Origin of the sequence: Nonomuraea sp. NPDC050547 (assembly GCF_044457345.1) — a bacterium.
Lineage (GTDB): Bacteria > Actinomycetota > Actinomycetes > Streptosporangiales > Streptosporangiaceae > Nonomuraea.
The window spans coordinates 209224-223612 of record NZ_JBITGW010000010.1 but is presented as its reverse complement, the minus strand read 5'-3'; the positions used below and the strand labels follow the sequence as shown (position 1 = coordinate 223612).

Here is a 14389-nt window from a genome sequence, read left to right as displayed (position 1 = left end):
CATGTCCCGCACCGCGATCCTGGCGATGGCCGTCCTCGTGACCGTGGCCGGCTGTGCCAAGGGCGAGGAACCGCAGACGGCGGCCGCGCCGTCCTCCACGGCCGGTCAGCAGGTCGTCAAGACGCCCACCGGCACCGCCGAAGGACCGACCTGCACCCTGGAACGCTTCGGCGGCGCCGCCTTCGACCTGAAGAGCGCCACGGTCGGCTTCTCCCAGTCGGAGAAGGAGGCCAACCCGTTCCGCATCGCCGAGACCAAGTCGATCAAGGACGAGGCGGCGAAGGTCGGCATCACCAACCTGAAGGTGACCAACGCCCAGTCGCAGTTCTCCAAGCAGATCACCGACGTGGAGCAGCTCATCGCGCAGGGCGCCAAGCTCCTGGTGATCGCGCCCCTGAACTCCGACGGCTGGGAGCCGGTGCTGCAGCAGGCGGCGGCCAAGAAGGTCCCGATCATCACGGTCGACCGGAAGATCAACGCCAAGGCCTGCACCGACTACCTGACCTTCATCGGCTCGGACTTCTACGAGCAGGGCAAGCGGGCCGCCGACAAGATGATCGAGGCGGTCGGCGGCAAGGGCAAGGTGGCCATCCTGCTCGGCGCGCCCGGCAACAACGTCACCACCGAGCGCACCAACGGCTTCAAGGACCGGGTCAAGGAGAAGGCCCCCGGCATCACGATCAGCTTCGAGCAGACCGGCGAGTTCGCGCGGGAGAAGGGCCAGCAGGTCACCGAGCAGCTCATCCAGTCCAACCCCGACATCAACGGCATCTACGCGGAGAACGACGAGATGGCGCTCGGCGCCGTGACCGCGCTGAAGGGCGCGGGCAAGCAGCCGGGCGACATCAAGATCGTCTCCATCGACGGGACCAGGAGCGCGGTCCAGGCCATCGTCGACGGCTGGCTGCACTCGGTGATCGAGTCGAACCCCCGCTTCGGCCCGCTCGCCTTCGAGACCGCCGCGAAGTTCCTCGGCGGCGAGGGCATCGCCGAGAAAGTGATCATCTCCGATCGCGAATACGACCAGGCCAACGCCAAGGACTCGCTCGGTGAAGCGTACTGAACCCATGCTGGAAGCTCGGGGGATCACTAAACGCTTTCCCGGCGTGGTGGCGCTCGACGACGTGCATCTCGCCCTCGGGGCCGGCGAGGTGCACGCCCTCGTGGGCGAGAACGGCGCCGGCAAGTCCACCCTCATCAAGGTCTTCACCGGCGTCTACCGGCCCGACGGCGGCGAACTGCGCTACAACGGAGCACCGGCCGGCTTCGCCTCCCCCCTGGAGGCGCAGCGGGCCGGGATCTCCACCATCTACCAGGAGGTCAACCTCGTCCCGATGATGAGCGTCGCGCGCAACCTCCTGCTCGGCCGCGAGCCCCGCGGCCGGCTGGGGGTGATCGACACCGCCAGGCTGTACGGCCACGCCCGCGCCGTCCTGCGCGGTTTCGGCCTCGACACCGACGTCAGGCGCCCGCTGCGCAGCCTCGGCGTCGGCGCCCAGCAGATGGTCGCCCTGGCCAGGGCGGTCTCCGTCGACGCCAAGGTGGTCATCATGGACGAGCCCACCTCGTCGCTGGAGCCGCGCGAGGTCGAGACGCTGTTCGGCGTCATCGGCCGGCTGCGCGCGTCCGGCATCGCCGTCATCTACGTCAGCCACCGCCTCGACGAGCTCTACCGGGTCTGCGACAACGTGACCGTGCTGCGCGACGGCCGCGTGGCGCACACCGGGCCGCTGGCGGGCCTGGACCGGCTCAAGCTCATCTCCCTCATGCTCGGCCGCGACCTGGCCGAGGTGAAGAGCGGCGGGCTCACCCGCTTCAACCGCGACCAGGGCGCCGTGAACGGCACGCCCGTCGTCGAGGCCCGCGGGCTGACCCGGCGGCACGTGCTGTCCGACGTCACCGTCTCGGTCCGGCCCGGCGAAGTGGTCGGGCTCGGCGGGCTGCTGGGCGCCGGCCGTACGGAAACCGCGAAGGCCATCGTCGGCGCGCTGCCCCTGGACGGCGGGCAGGTGCTCGTGGCGGGGGCGCCGCTGCCCCGCGGCGGGACCAAGGCGGCGATCGGCGCCGGCGTGAGCATGCTGCCCGAGGACCGCAAGGCCGAGGGCATCATCCCCGGCCTGTCGGTACGCGACAACATCGCGCTGGCCGCCCTGCCCTCGCTGGCCCGCGCGGGCGTCGTGTCCGACTCCCGGATCGACCGGGTGGTGGAGATCTTCATGCGGCGGCTGCGGATCAAGGCGTCCTCGCCGCACCAGGCCGTGTCGGAGCTGTCGGGCGGCAACCAGCAGAAGGTGCTGCTGGCCCGGTGGCTGGCGGTGCGGCCGAAGGTCCTGCTCCTGGACGAGCCCACCCGCGGCGTCGACGTCGGCGCCAAGGCGGAGGTGCAGGCCCTCATCGACGAGCTCGCCCGGGAGGGCCTGGGCGTGCTGCTCATCTCCTCGGACCTGGAGGAACTGGTCGAGGGCGCCGACCGGATCCTCGTCCTGCGCGAGGGCGCGGTGGTCGGCGAACTGTCCGGCGAGAACGTGACCGAGGAGAAGATCATGGCGGCCATCGCGGAGCGCGCCGATGACTAGGTGGATCCGCGACTACGGCGTCTACGCCGCGGTGCTCGCGCTGCTGCTGTTCAACGTGCTGTTCACGCCGTACTTCCTCGACGCGGCCAACTTCCGCACCCAGCTCGTCCAGGTCTCCCCCATCGTGATCATCTCGCTGGGCATGGCGCTGGTGATCGGCACGAAGGGCATCGACCTGTCCGTGGGCTCGGTGATGGCGATGGCCGCCGCCCTGACCGCCCTCTATCTGGGGTACGGCGCGGCGGCCGCCCTCGTGGTCGCGCTGGCCGGCGGCGCCGTCGCGGGCGCGGCGGGCGGCACGCTCGTCGCCTACGTGGGCATCCAGCCGATCGTGGCGACCCTGGCCCTGCTCGTCGGCGTCCGCGGGCTGGCCAACGTGCTCGTGCCGCAGCTGGTCGAGTTCCGCAATCCCGACCTCATCGCCCTCGGCAGCAGCTCGCTGTTCGGCGTCCCGCTCATCGTGATCATCGCCGCCGTGCTGACGCTCGTCGTGGCCTTCCTGGTGCGCAGGACCACGTTCGGGCGGCAGGTGGTGGCGATCGGCGGCAACCGGGCCGCCTCGGAGCTGTCCGGGCTGCCGGTGAAACGGGTCCTCGTGCTCGTCTATGTGATCTCCGGGCTGCTCGCGGCGCTGGCCGGGGTGCTGGCGACCGCCCGGCTGCAGGCCAGCGACCCCACCTCGCTCGGGATGTTCATCGAACTGTCGGCGATCACCGCGGTCGTCGTGGGCGGCACGCCCTTGTCGGGCGGGCGGATCAGGGTCGCCAGCACCGTGATGGGCGCCCTGCTGATGCAGTTGCTGTCGGCCACGCTCATCAAGCACAACCTGCCCCAGTCGTGGACGCAGATGGTCCAGGCGGTCATCATCCTCGCCGCCGTGTATGTGACGAGGGAGCGTGTCAGGCGATGACGACCGTCACCCGCAGGGAAGAGATAGGCCGGGTGCTCCAGCAGCACGGCGCGCTGATGGTGCTCGGGGTGCTGATCGTCGTCGGCACGCTGGCCTTCGACTCCTTCGCCACCGTGGGCAACGCCGCCAGCGTCGTGGTCTCCTCCTCGTTCCTGGCCGTCGTCGCGATCGGCATGACCTTCGTGATCATCGGCGGCGGCATCGACCTGTCCGTCGGTTCGCTGTTCGTGCTCGGCGGGGTGCTCGCCGCCGCCGGCTCACGGTACGGCTTCGCCGCCGCGCTGCTCCTGCCGCTGGCCGTCTGCGGCCTGGTCGGCCTGGTCCAGGGCCTGATCATCGCCAGAACCGGCCTCGCGCCCTTCATCGTCACGCTGGCCGGCCTGCTCGGCGTACGCGGGCTCATGCTGGCCATCTCCGACGAGGGCGCCACCACCTACCTGGTCTCCGATCCGGCGTTCGCGGCGCTCGGCCAGGGTGAGCTGCTCGGGCTCACCTATCCGGTCTACGTCACGGTCGTGCTCGTGCTGGCGGCGATGGTGCTGCTGCAGCGGACCGGGTTCGGGCAGAACGTCTACGCCATCGGCGGCAACGAGCAGGCGGCGGCGCTCATGGGGGTGCCCGTCGCCCGGACGAAGGTCCTGGTGTATCTGATGTCCGGGCTGCTGGCGGGCCTGGCGGGGGCGCTCAACGCCGCCCGGCTGTCATCCGGCGTGACCATTCTCGGCATCGGCATGGAACTCGACGCCATCGCCGCGGTGGTCATCGGCGGGACGCTGCTGACGGGCGGGGCCGGTGGCGTCACCGGGACGGTGGCCGGGGTGCTGCTGCTCGGTGTGATCCAGAGCCTGATCAACCAGGTCGGCAACCTCACCTCCTCCTTCCAGCAGGTGGTCAGCGGGGCGTTCCTGGCGCTGGTCGTGGTCGCGCAGCGGCTGCTCAGCAGGGCGCAGCGGCTGAACTGACGTTTGACCTGGAGTGAACTCCAGGTCCTAGCGTCGGAGCATGACGACACGGCAACGCAAGATCGGCTCAGGTTTCGGCGCCACGAGCACCACCGGCGATGTCCTGCGCGGAATCGACCTCGGCGGGCGGCTCGCGATCGTCACCGGCGGCGCCTCCGGCCTCGGCCTGGAGACGACCCGGGCCCTCGCGGAGGCGGGGGCGCACGTCGTCGCCCTCGCGCGGCGGCCCGAGGAGGCCGAGGAAGCGGTCAAGGGCATCGACGGCGTGGAGGTCGGGGAGCTGGACCTCGCCGACCTGGACAGCGTGCGCGGCTTCGCCGAGCGGTTCCTGGCCTCGGGCCGCGCGGTCAATCTGATGGTCAACAACGCCGGGGTGATGGCCTGCCCGCCGGCGCGCGTCGGTCCCGGGTGGGAGGCCCAGTTCGCCATCAATCACCTCGGCCACTACGCGCTGGTCAACCTGCTCTGGCCGGCGATCGCGGACGGCGCGGCCCGGGTGGTGTCCCTGTCCTCCAGGGGCCACCAGCTCTCCGGCATCCGCTGGCCCGACGTGCACTTCACCGGCGGCTACGACAAGTGGCAGGCCTACGGCCAGGCCAAGACCGCCAACGCGCTGTTCGCCGTGCACCTGGACGCGCTCGGCGAGGACGCGGGCGTGCGCGCCTTCTCGGTGCACCCCGGCGTCGTCGCCACCTCACTGGCCCGCCACATCCCCAGGGAGGAGATGATCGCCAACGGCTGGATGGACGAGGAGGGCGCCATCGACCCCTCCGCGTTCAAGACCGTCGCGCAGGGCGCGGCGACCCAGGTGTGGGCGGCCACCTCCCCCAGCCTGGCCGGGATGGGCGGCCTGTACTGCGAGGACGGCGACGTCGCCCCGCCCGCTCCGCCCGCCCCGGCCGACGGCGCGCTGACCGAGGGCGTGCGCGAGCACGCGTGCGACCCGGACCAGGCGGCCCGCCTCTGGGCGCTCTCGGCCGGACTCACCGGCCTCGACGCCTTCGCCTGATCGACGATCCTCACTGAGAGCGTGCGCCGCCTTGACGGGAAGGCTTGCAATATCCCACACATTTGGTAGGAAAAAGGGGGTACAGCCTAAGGAGCGACCATGCCCCTGCCGGACTTCCTCGTCATCGGCGCCCCCAAGACCGGGACGACCGCCCTGCACGCCGCGCTCCAGCGCCACCCGGACCTCTTCCTGTCCGCGGTCAAGGAGCCCAAGCACTTCCTCACCGGCGGTCCGCCGCCCACGCAGGGCGGTCCCGGCGACGCCGCGACCTACCGCGAGCACGTGTGGCGGCGCCAGGACTACGAGGCGCTGTTCGCCGGGGCGCCGCCGGGCGCGCTGCGCGGGGAGGCGACGCCGTTCTATCTCTATGACCTGGCCGCGCAGCGGCGCATCCACGCGGCCCTCCCCCAGGCCCGGCTCATCGCGATCCTGCGCGATCCGGTCGAGCGGGCGCATTCCAACTGGGTCCACCTGTGGTCGGCGGGGCTGGAACCGCTCGACGACGTCGTACACGCGTGCGCCGACGAGCCGCGGCGGATCGCGGCGGGCTGGGCGCACTTCTGGCACTACACCGGTCTGGGCAGGTACGGCGAGCAGCTCGCCCACCTGTTCACCTTGTTCCCGCGCGAGCAGGTGCTGACCTTCCGCTACCGTGACCTGCTCGACCGCCCGGCCGAGACACTCGACCGGATCTGCGCCTTCCTCGGCGTCGCCGAGGGCCTGCTCACCGAGGTGCCCAGGGAGAACGTCACCGCCCACCCCGGCCGGCGCCCCTCGTTGCTGTCGGCGTTCCGGCGGCGGCTGCGCGGCGAGCTGGCCGACCGCGTCGAGACCCGGCTGCAGCGCGACGGCCTGGCCCGGCGGCCGCTGACGTGGGAGCAGCGCCGTGAGCTGATCACCTACTTCGCCGCCGACATCCTGCTCCTGCAGCAGGTCACCGGCGAGGACTTCAGCGACTGGCTCGGTCCCAAGGAACGCTCCGGCGGGCTGGTCGGCCCACGCCCGCCGGGCCAGCGCCAGGCCAGGAACGGCCGCCCCGCCTGATCGGCCGGGCCTGGCCGATCAGGCGGCGCGGCCGATCAGCGGAGTTCCGTGCGGAGCTCGTGGGCGCCGTCCGGCCTCGTGTACTCGTAGTACAGCCGGGTGCCGCCCCCGGGCAGGTCGAGGATGTCCAGGTAGCGCAGGCCGCCCCCGTGGTGCGGGGAGGCCGCGGCGGGTTGCGTGCCGACCGGCGTCATCGAGGCGGGCTCGTCGCCCCGCGCGACCCCGGTCCGCTCCTCGTAGTTCTCCGTCGCGCTGGCCCGGCCGTCGTAGAAGGCCACGACCCCCTCGCCCTCGAAGCGGACGGCGCTGACGCGCACCCCGCGGGCGTCCCAGAGGCCGGGGCGGCCGCTCAGCGCCGTTCCGTGCCAGGTCCAGTCGAGGCCGTCGGCACTGGTGGCGTAGTCGGTGACCATCTGGTCGGCCTCGTCGGGGTCGGCCAGCGGATGGCAGGAGGCCCACAGGTGCCATTGGCCGCCCCGCCGTACGATGACCGGGTCCTTCACGCCCGTCTTCGGGTCGCCCGGCAGGACGGTACGCCGCGCGGCCGGGTCGAACCCGGACGGGTCGGCGGCTTCGAGCACCTCCACCCGCCAGTGCTTGGTGCCGGGGGTCGCGCAGCTCAGGTAGAGCCGCCAGCGTCCCTCGGGGGTGCGGACCAGGGCGGGCCGTTCCAGCGACTCGGCGGCCATCCGCTCGCGCGTGATCGTCACCAGCGGCTCGAAGCGCTCGCCGTCGGCGGAGCGGGCGACCACGATCGCGTAGCCCCGCCCCTCTCCCACGGGACGGCGCAGCCGGTAGGCGAGGTAGATCAGGCCGTCACCGGCCACCGCGCTGGGCGCGCCCGCCCAGTACCCCTCGCCGGACACCGGGGGGCCGATCGCCACCACCGATCGGCCGGGGTCGGGAAGCATTTCCTGGATATCGATCGACATGGACATGACAGTAGGGCCCGGTCCCAGGCTGCACATGGGGCTTCACCTTCACTTGGAATATTCATGTATTTCCTATTTATTTTATAGGGAATACGGCGGGCGTGTCACGGCCCCGCCGGGCGAACGAGGCCGCTCTCGTAGGCGAAGACCACGACCTGGGTACGGTCGCGCAGCCCCAGCTTCACCAGGACCCGGCTGAGGTGCGTCTTCACGGTGGCCTCCGCCAGGCACAGGGCGGCGGCGACCTCGGCGTTGGACAGCCCGCGCGCCACCTGGACCAATACCTCCCGTTCGCGGGAGGTGAGTTCGGCCAGCCGTTCGTCCTGCTCGGGAGCGCCCGGCATGAGCTGCGGCGCGAACCTCTCCAGCAGGCGGCGCGTGACGCGCGGCGACACCGCGGCCTCGCCCGCCGCGACGTTGCGGATCGCGGTCAGCAGGTCCTCGGGGCGCGTGTTCTTCGGCAGGAAGCCCGCCGCCCCGGCCTTCAGCCCGGCGAAGGCGTACTCGTCCAGGTCGAACGTGGTCAGGATGAGCACGCGCGCCCCCGGGGTGTCCCTCGCGATCCTGCGGGTGGCCTCGATACCGTCGACGCCGGGCATGCGCACGTCCATCAGCACGACGTCGGGGCGCAGCCGCCTGGCCAGCCGCGCGGCCTCCTCGCCGTCGCCCGCCTCGCCCGCCACCACCATGTCCGGCTCGGCCTCGAACACCATGCGGAACGCCATGCGCAGCAACGACTCGTCATCGGCCAGCAACAGCCGGATCGTCATGCCGCGCCCCTGCCCGCCAGGCCGGCCGCGAGGTCGAGCCGCGCCGACACCCGCCATCCCCCGCCGGGCACCGGCCCGGCCTCGAAGCTCCCGCCGTAGGCGGCGACCCGTTCCCGCATCCCGGCCAGCCCCCGCCGGTCGCCGGCTCCGGGCGCCCTCCCGGCCGCGGCCCCCGGCGCCCGGCCGGTGGGCGCGTCGTTGGTGATCTCGACGGTGGCCTGCCCCGGTGTCAGGGCGAGCGTGACCACGGCCGTCGCGCCCGGGGCGTGCCCGAGGACGTTCGTCAGCGCCTCCTGGGCGAGCCGGTAGACGGTGAGCTGGGCGGCGGCCGGGATCGCGGCGGGGTCGCCGCTCATCTCCAGGCGGGTCGGCAGCCCGGCCGCGCGCATCCTGCCGGCGAGGGCGTCGAGCTGGGCGATCCCCGGCGCCGGGTGCAGCGGCTCGGCCACCTCGCCGAGGGCGCGGCGCATGTCGGCCAGGGCCTGCCGCCCGGTGTCGGCGATCTGGTCGACGGCGGCGTCCGCGCGCTCGGGAGCGCGCCGGCGCACGTACGCGGCGCTGTCGGCCAGCGCCACCATGACCGACAGGTTGTGCGTGACGATGTCGTGCAGGTCGCGGGTCATGCGGGCGCGCTCCTCCGCGACGGCGAGCCGGGCGCGCCGCTCGCGGTCGTGCTCCAGCGACAGCACGTACGCCCGCCGTTCCCGCGCCCACAACCCCGTCGTGAGGGCGGCGGCGACCAGTGCCGTCAGAGCCGCGGCCGTGAACGGGAACTGGCCGGGCGGCGCCCACCGGGCCGCGGCCAGCAGCGCTCCGGCCTCCAGCGTCACCCCGGCCGCCGCCGTCCACCACCAGGTGCCGCGCGCGGCGACGGTGTAGAGCGCGACCAGCAAGGACACGTCGGCGGGCAACTGCACCCCGGCCACCCACTGAACGGCCGCGGCCACCGCGATCGCGAAGAACACCGTCACCGGCGCCCGCCGCCGCCACACCAGCGGCGCCACCAGGGCGACCTGCAGCGGGACCAGCTCCGCCCGGGCCGTCACCTGGCCCGGCCCGAGCGTGACCACGAAGATCGCAGCCGCCAGCAGCCCGTCGACCGGCAGGGACGAGCGTCGGGCGAGTGCCATGAGAGCGGCCGGTTTCATGGCGTTCACCCTAGTTGTCCTGCGGGTTCGCTCCCCATCCTCCTCCGGGATGAACATCCGGGCGGGTCATCCAGAAGTCGCAGGCGGGGATCAGCCGTTCGCCGCTGGGCCCGGCCCGCGCCCCGCTGCGAGCCTGTCGGGACGTTTCCGATGAGGAGTCCGCATGACCTTCACCATGATCCCCGCGGCGCTCGCCGCGCTGACGCTCGCCACCTCCGCCGCCTCAGGCGCGCAGCCCGTGACGGTGGACCTGCCCGCGCCGGGCGGGCCGTACCGCGTGGGAACCGTCGCGGTGCGGCTGGTCGACAGCTCGCGTCCCGATCCGCTGGTCCGCTCGAAGCCCTACCGGGAGCTGATGGTCAGCCTGTGGTACCCGGCCAAGGAGAGCGGCGCGCCCGTCGCCCCGCACATGGCGCCCCTCGCCGCGGCCGACTGGGACCGTCACTCCGCCCCGCCCATGGGCATCAAGGCGGGCGCCGTGAACTGGGCCGCCACGGCCACCCACGCGCGCACCGGCGCACCCGTGGATCCCCGGGCGGGCAAGCTGCCCGTGGTGCTGTTCGGCTCAGGGGACGGCGGCCCGCGCACCCTCGGCACCACGCTGGTGCAGGACCTGGCCTCGCGCGGCTACCTGGTCGTCACCGTGGACCACACCTACGAGGCCGACCAGGTGGAGTTCCCCGGCGGGCGGGTCGTGCGGGCGCTGCCCCTGCCGTCGAAGCTGACGCCGCGCGTGATCGCCAAGCTGCTGGCGCGCCACTCGCAGGCGCGGCTGGCGGACATGCGGTTCGTCCTCGGCCGGGTCGCCGCGCTGGCCGGCGGTGGAAAGCTGGGGACCGAGGCGCGGCTGCCCGACGGCCTGCGCGGGGCGCCGGACCTGTCGCGGGTGGGGGCGCTCGGGCAGTCGCTCGGCGGGTCGGTGGCCGCGCAGCTCGTCCACGACGACCGGCGGGTGGACGCGGGGGTGAACCTCGACGGCGGCTACGTCGGCCGGGTGGCCACGACGGGGGTCGGCCGGCCGTTCCTGCAGCTCGCGGCCGAGGCGCACACCCGGGAGAACGAACCGAGCTGGAAGTCCTTCTGGCGGGCCTCGACCGGCTGGAAGCGGGAGCTGCGCTTCGCGGGGGCCGCGCACGGCTCCTTCACCGATCTGCAGGCGATGCTGCCGAAGATCGCCGAGACGGTGCCGAAGGTTCCGGTCGCCGACTTCGTGGGCACCATCGACCCCCGGCGGTCGGTCGCGGCGCAGCGGGCGTACGTGGCGGCCTTCTTCGACCTGCACCTGAAGAACCGGCCCACCCGGCTGTTCGACGCGCCCAGCCCCCAGCACCCCGACGTGTCGATCATCCCCTGACCCCGTGCCGGTCCGGCCGGGAGAGAACTTCCCGGCCGGACCGGCGCCACGCGGAGGTCAGCGGATGCGGCGGGCCGCTCTGCCGCCCAGATGCAGGAAGGAGATCTCGCCCGCGTCGTCGCGCAGGAACCGGCCCACGGCCCGCTGCGGGTCGGCGGCGAGCGTCACGTCGTCACCGCCCTCGACCAGGGCCAGCGCCATGTCGGGCATCCCCTCCACCCCGGCCGCCACCAGCTCGGGCGTCAGCACGAACCGGGCCACCAGGTTCTCGTCCACCTCGAAGACCCACTGGCCGGCGTCATAGCCGCCGGCGTACTCGGGGGCGGGCTCGCGCAGCGTCAGCCGTACCTCGTCGTGCTTGGCGTCGAGCAGGTGCTCCAGGCACCAGTCGGTCACCCGCTTGCCCAGGACCTTGCCCGGCCCGGAGTTGGTGAGCGTGGTGACGGCGAAGCCGCGCTCGGGGGCCAGGACGAACGTGGACAGCTGCACGTTGCCGATGTTGCCGCCGTGGGTGACCAGGCGGACGCCGCCCTGCTCCTCCAGCAGCCACGGCAGGCCGACCCCGGACCACGGCACGCCGACGGCGACGTGCTCGGAGCGCATCAGCTCCCTGGTGGCGGCGTTGACCGGCCGTTCGCCGCCCAGGCCCAGGTGGAAGGCGGCGTAGCGGAGCTGGTCGCGGACCGACGAGGCGAGACCGCCCTCGGCCATGGCGTCGCGGAACAGGCCCCAGGTGTGCGAGACGTGCGCGCCGTCCTCGCGCACGACGTGGCCGACGGCGTGCGGGCGGGTGGCGGCGACCCAGGGGAAGAAGAAGCTGTCGCGCATGCCCAGCGGCTGGAGCACGACCCGCTCGACGACGCTCTCGTACGGCTCGCCGCACACGACCTCGATGACGCGCCCGAGCAGCCGGAACCCGGCGTTGCTGTAGGAGGCGAGCGTGCCGGGGGCGAAGAGCTGGGGCAGCCGCTCGTAGACCTTGATCGCCTCGGCCAGCGCGTCGTCGCCCCAGCTCTGGCCGTCGTCGATGTCGCCGAGGAACCCGCCGGTGTGGGTGAGCAGGTGCCGGATGGTCACCTCCTGCGCGGCGGTCTCGTCGGCGAGCCGGAACTCGGGCAGGTACGTGCGTACCCGCCCGTCGAGGTCGAGCCGGCCCTCCTCGATGAGATGCATGATCACGGTCGCGGTGACCGTCTTGGTGGTCGACCCGATCTGGAACAACGTGTCGGCCGTCACGGGCGCCGGCGCGTCGACGCTGGTGACGCCGGTGGTGAGCACGTGTTCCGCGCCGTCGAACAGCACGCCCACGGCGGCTCCGGGGACGTGCAGGGAAGTCGCCTCGCTGTCGAGCAGGCTCTGCAGGTGGGTGAGGTCAGCCATTCGCTCATCCTGCTGCCCGGCCTCGGCCCGGGGCTTCGTCGCCACGCACCATTTCCGCCCGGCCGTTCGTGCGGCAGCGGTCCCTTGTGCTCCGGCCACAAACGAACCCGCCGCCTTGTCGCCGCGTCACCTTGGCCTGGGGTGGCACGGGCGGCGATAGTCGTGCCGTGCGCCACAACCCTGACTACCTGCTCGACGACCACACCCGCATCCGCGCGCTGATCCGCGAGAACCCGTGGGCGACGCTGGTCAGCGACGGTCTGACCGCCTCTCACCTGCCCGTCCTGCTGGAGGACGGCCCCGGATTGTCGGTGGTGAGCCATCTCGGCCGCCCCGACGACGAGCTGCACCGGCTCGGCGAACGCGAGGCGCTGCTGATCGTCGCGGGCCCCAACGGCTACATCTCCCCCGGCTGGTACGGCACCGGCCCGGCCGTGCCCACCTGGAACTACCTGGCCGTCCACCTCTACGGCCGCCCCGAGGTCCTGAGCCCGGAGGAGACCTTCCAGGTCCTGGTGGACACGGTGGACCGGTTCGAGCACGTGCTGCCCGAGCCGTACCGGATGGACGAGTCCTACGCGCGCAGGATCGCGCCCGGCGTCGCGGGATTCCGGCTGCGGGCCGAACGCGTCGAGGGCAAGGCGAAGCTCAGCCAGGACAAGTCACCGGAGATCGCACACAACATCATCCGCGCGCTCGACGCGGACCCCTCATACGCCAATCCCGCGCTCGCGCGCGAGATGCGCGAGGTCTGGACCCTGGAGGAGACTCGATGACCACCACGACGACCCTGCTGCGCGGCGCGCGGACCGGCCCCACCGGCCCTCTTCGCGACGTGCTCGTCTCCGGAGGACGCGTCGCGACCATCGCCGAGCGCCTCCCGGCCGAGCCCGGCTGGGAGGTGGTGGAACTGGCCGGCCGTACCGTGCTGCCGGGGCTGTGGGACCACCACGTGCACTTCGACCAGTGGATCATGGCCAGGCAGCGGCTGGACCTGTCGGGCGCGGGCTCGGCCGCCGAGGCGGTCGCCCTCGTGGCGGAGCGCCTGCGCACCCGGCCGCCGGAGCCCGGTCTGCCCCTGGTGGGCTACGGCTTCCGCGACGCCCTCTGGCCGGACCCGCCGCACCGCGACCTCCTGGACGCCGCCGCGCCGGAGGCGGCGCACGTGCCCGTGATCCTGATGAGCGGCGACCTGCACTGCTGCTGGATCAACTCGGCGGCCGCGGAGCGTTACGGCTGGTCGGAGCATCCGACCGGGATCCTGCGCGAGTCGGAGTGGCAGGCCATCCAGCAGGACATCACCAACGTCCCCGCTCCCCTGCTGGACGGCTGGGCCGAGGTGGCCACCGCCGAGGCGGCGGCCCGTGGCGTCGTCGGCGTGGTCGAGCTGGAGGCGCCCTGGCGGCTGGACGCCTGGACGCGGCGGGTGCGGGCGGGCAACCGGGCGCTGCGCGTGGTGTGCGGGGTCTGGCCGGCGTTGCTGGAGGAGGCGGTGGCGCGCGGGCTGCGTACCGGGGAGGTGATCGACGGGACCGGCGGCCTGGTCGAGATGGGCCCGTTCAAGGTGATCACCGATGGTTCGCTCAACACCCGCACCGCCTACTGCCACGACCCCTACCCCGGTCTTGAGAACGGCGCGCACCCGCACGGCATGCTGCTCGTGCCGCCGGACGAGCTGGTGCCGATGATGGAGAAGGCGTGGGCGGCCGGGCTGCGTCCGGCGGTGCACGCGATCGGCGACTGGGCCAACAACCTGGCGCTCGACGCCTTCGAGCGGGTGGGCGCGCAGGGGGCGATCGAGCACGCGCAGCTCCTGGACGACGCCGACCTCGGCCGGTTCGCCGCGCTGGGCGTGGTGGCCAGCGTGCAGCCCGAGCACGCCATGGACGATCGCGACGTGGCCGACCGCATCTGGGCCGGGCGCACCGGCCGGGCGTTCGCGTTCGGCGCGCTGCTGGCCGCCGGTGCGCGGCTCGCGCTGGGCTCGGACGCGCCGGTCTCGCCGCTGGACCCGTGGATCACGATGGCCGCGGCGGTGGACCGCGGCCGGGACGGCAGGCAGCCCTGGCACCCCGAGCAGGCGATCCCGATCGAGGCGGCCATCGCGGCCTCGACCAGGACCGGCCGGGCGAGCCTGGAGGCGGGCGACGAGGCCGACCTCGTGGTGACGGGCGCCGACCCGTTCACCGCCTCGGGCACGGACCTGCGCGCCATGCCCGTGGCCGCGACGATGCTCGGCGGCCGATGGACCTGGCGTGAGGCCGTCTGACCTTGCCGGGCAACCACGGCCCGTGACGGCGTACG

The 14389-nt window shown here is 72.9% G+C and carries 13 protein-coding genes; 9 read left to right on the top strand and 4 right to left on the bottom strand.

Annotated elements, in window-relative coordinates; genetic code table 11:
* Window position 1: 1 nt before the first annotated feature.
* From ACIBHY_RS25760 to ACIBHY_RS25735, 6 genes are all read left to right on the top strand, one after another.
* Window positions 2-1063: an ABC transporter substrate-binding protein gene (locus tag ACIBHY_RS25760; RefSeq protein WP_397307914.1), complete on the top strand. Its 1062-nt coding sequence runs from the start codon at window positions 2-4 to the stop codon at window positions 1061-1063.
* Window positions 1050-2576: a sugar ABC transporter ATP-binding protein gene (locus tag ACIBHY_RS25755; RefSeq protein WP_397307913.1), complete on the top strand. Its 1527-nt coding sequence runs from the start codon at window positions 1050-1052 to the stop codon at window positions 2574-2576. The genes ACIBHY_RS25760 and ACIBHY_RS25755 overlap by 14 nt, the downstream gene beginning before the upstream one ends.
* Complete coding sequence (locus ACIBHY_RS25750; protein ID WP_397251092.1) at window positions 2569-3486, top strand: ABC transporter permease; 918 nt, start codon at window positions 2569-2571, stop codon at window positions 3484-3486. The genes ACIBHY_RS25755 and ACIBHY_RS25750 overlap by 8 nt, the downstream gene beginning before the upstream one ends.
* Window positions 3483-4448, top strand: a complete 966-nt coding sequence (locus ACIBHY_RS25745) for an ABC transporter permease (RefSeq protein ID WP_397307912.1) — start codon at window positions 3483-3485, stop codon at window positions 4446-4448. The genes ACIBHY_RS25750 and ACIBHY_RS25745 overlap by 4 nt, the downstream gene beginning before the upstream one ends.
* A 40-nt stretch (window positions 4449-4488) precedes the next feature.
* Window positions 4489-5457, top strand: coding sequence for an SDR family NAD(P)-dependent oxidoreductase (locus tag ACIBHY_RS25740; protein ID WP_397307911.1), 969 nt, complete (start codon window positions 4489-4491; stop codon window positions 5455-5457).
* Window positions 5458-5556: 99 nt separating this feature from the next.
* Complete coding sequence (locus ACIBHY_RS25735; RefSeq protein ID WP_397307910.1) at window positions 5557-6501, top strand: sulfotransferase family protein; 945 nt, start codon at window positions 5557-5559, stop codon at window positions 6499-6501.
* 35 nt (window positions 6502-6536) lie between these two features.
* On the opposite strand, the gene ACIBHY_RS25730 is transcribed toward ACIBHY_RS25735, so the two are convergent.
* The 3 genes from ACIBHY_RS25730 to ACIBHY_RS25720 all read right to left on the bottom strand — a co-directional run bounded on the left by ACIBHY_RS25730 (window position 6537) and on the right by ACIBHY_RS25720 (window position 9351).
* Entirely contained in the window at window positions 6537-7433 is an 897-nt protein-coding gene (locus ACIBHY_RS25730) for a hypothetical protein (RefSeq protein ID WP_397307909.1), read from the bottom strand.
* Between the two features lie 104 nt (window positions 7434-7537).
* Window positions 7538-8203, bottom strand: coding sequence for a response regulator (locus ACIBHY_RS25725; RefSeq protein WP_397251102.1), 666 nt, complete (start codon window positions 8201-8203; stop codon window positions 7538-7540).
* Complete coding sequence (locus tag ACIBHY_RS25720) at window positions 8200-9351, bottom strand: sensor histidine kinase (RefSeq protein WP_397307908.1); 1152 nt, start codon at window positions 9349-9351, stop codon at window positions 8200-8202. Before ACIBHY_RS25720 ends, ACIBHY_RS25725 begins: the two co-directional genes overlap by 4 nt.
* A gap of 163 nt (window positions 9352-9514) precedes the next feature.
* Here ACIBHY_RS25720 and ACIBHY_RS25715 point away from each other — a divergent pair, with 163 nt between their 5' ends.
* Window positions 9515-10705 carry an alpha/beta hydrolase family protein gene (locus ACIBHY_RS25715; protein ID WP_397307907.1) on the top strand — a complete coding sequence of 397 codons (1191 nt, stop codon included), beginning with the start codon at window positions 9515-9517 and terminating at the stop codon, window positions 10703-10705.
* A 57-nt stretch (window positions 10706-10762) separates the two neighbouring features.
* Here the strand turns inward: ACIBHY_RS25715 and ACIBHY_RS25710 are convergent, their stop codons facing one another.
* A complete protein-coding gene (locus ACIBHY_RS25710) occupies window positions 10763-12085 on the bottom strand; it encodes a serine hydrolase domain-containing protein (protein WP_397251108.1) in 1323 nt (440 codons plus the stop codon).
* A 167-nt stretch (window positions 12086-12252) separates the two neighbouring features.
* Between ACIBHY_RS25710 and ACIBHY_RS25705 the strand changes: the two genes are divergently transcribed.
* Together ACIBHY_RS25705 and ACIBHY_RS25700 are read left to right on the top strand one after the other, a co-directional pair.
* Window positions 12253-12861, top strand: a complete 609-nt coding sequence (locus tag ACIBHY_RS25705) for an FMN-binding negative transcriptional regulator (RefSeq protein WP_397251110.1) — start codon at window positions 12253-12255, stop codon at window positions 12859-12861.
* Window positions 12858-14354: an amidohydrolase gene (locus ACIBHY_RS25700; RefSeq protein WP_397307906.1), complete on the top strand. Its 1497-nt coding sequence runs from the start codon at window positions 12858-12860 to the stop codon at window positions 14352-14354. Before ACIBHY_RS25705 ends, ACIBHY_RS25700 begins: the two co-directional genes overlap by 4 nt.
* Window positions 14355-14389 lie beyond the last annotated feature (35 nt).

What these genes read in the sequence shown, in the direction of transcription:
- ACIBHY_RS25760 (WP_397307914.1), top strand. Translation starts at nt 2, where the DNA reads ATGTCCCGCACCGCGATCCTGGCGATGGCCGTCCTCGTGACCGTGGCC.
- ACIBHY_RS25750 (WP_397251092.1), top strand. Translation starts at nt 2,569, where the DNA reads ATGACTAGGTGGATCCGCGACTACGGCGTCTACGCCGCGGTGCTCGCG.
- ACIBHY_RS25745 (WP_397307912.1), top strand. Translation starts at nt 3,483, where the DNA reads ATGACGACCGTCACCCGCAGGGAAGAGATAGGCCGGGTGCTCCAGCAG.
- ACIBHY_RS25740 (WP_397307911.1), top strand. Translation starts at nt 4,489, where the DNA reads ATGACGACACGGCAACGCAAGATCGGCTCAGGTTTCGGCGCCACGAGC.
- ACIBHY_RS25735 (WP_397307910.1), top strand. Translation starts at nt 5,557, where the DNA reads ATGCCCCTGCCGGACTTCCTCGTCATCGGCGCCCCCAAGACCGGGACG.
- ACIBHY_RS25730 (WP_397307909.1), bottom strand. Translation starts at nt 7,433, where the DNA reads ATGTCGATCGATATCCAGGAAATGCTTCCCGACCCCGGCCGATCGGTG.
- ACIBHY_RS25725 (WP_397251102.1), bottom strand. Translation starts at nt 8,203, where the DNA reads ATGACGATCCGGCTGTTGCTGGCCGATGACGAGTCGTTGCTGCGCATG.
- ACIBHY_RS25720 (WP_397307908.1), bottom strand. Translation starts at nt 9,351, where the DNA reads ATGAAACCGGCCGCTCTCATGGCACTCGCCCGACGCTCGTCCCTGCCG.
- ACIBHY_RS25715 (WP_397307907.1), top strand. Translation starts at nt 9,515, where the DNA reads ATGACCTTCACCATGATCCCCGCGGCGCTCGCCGCGCTGACGCTCGCC.
- ACIBHY_RS25710 (WP_397251108.1), bottom strand. Translation starts at nt 12,085, where the DNA reads ATGGCTGACCTCACCCACCTGCAGAGCCTGCTCGACAGCGAGGCGACT.
- ACIBHY_RS25700 (WP_397307906.1), top strand. Translation starts at nt 12,858, where the DNA reads ATGACCACCACGACGACCCTGCTGCGCGGCGCGCGGACCGGCCCCACC.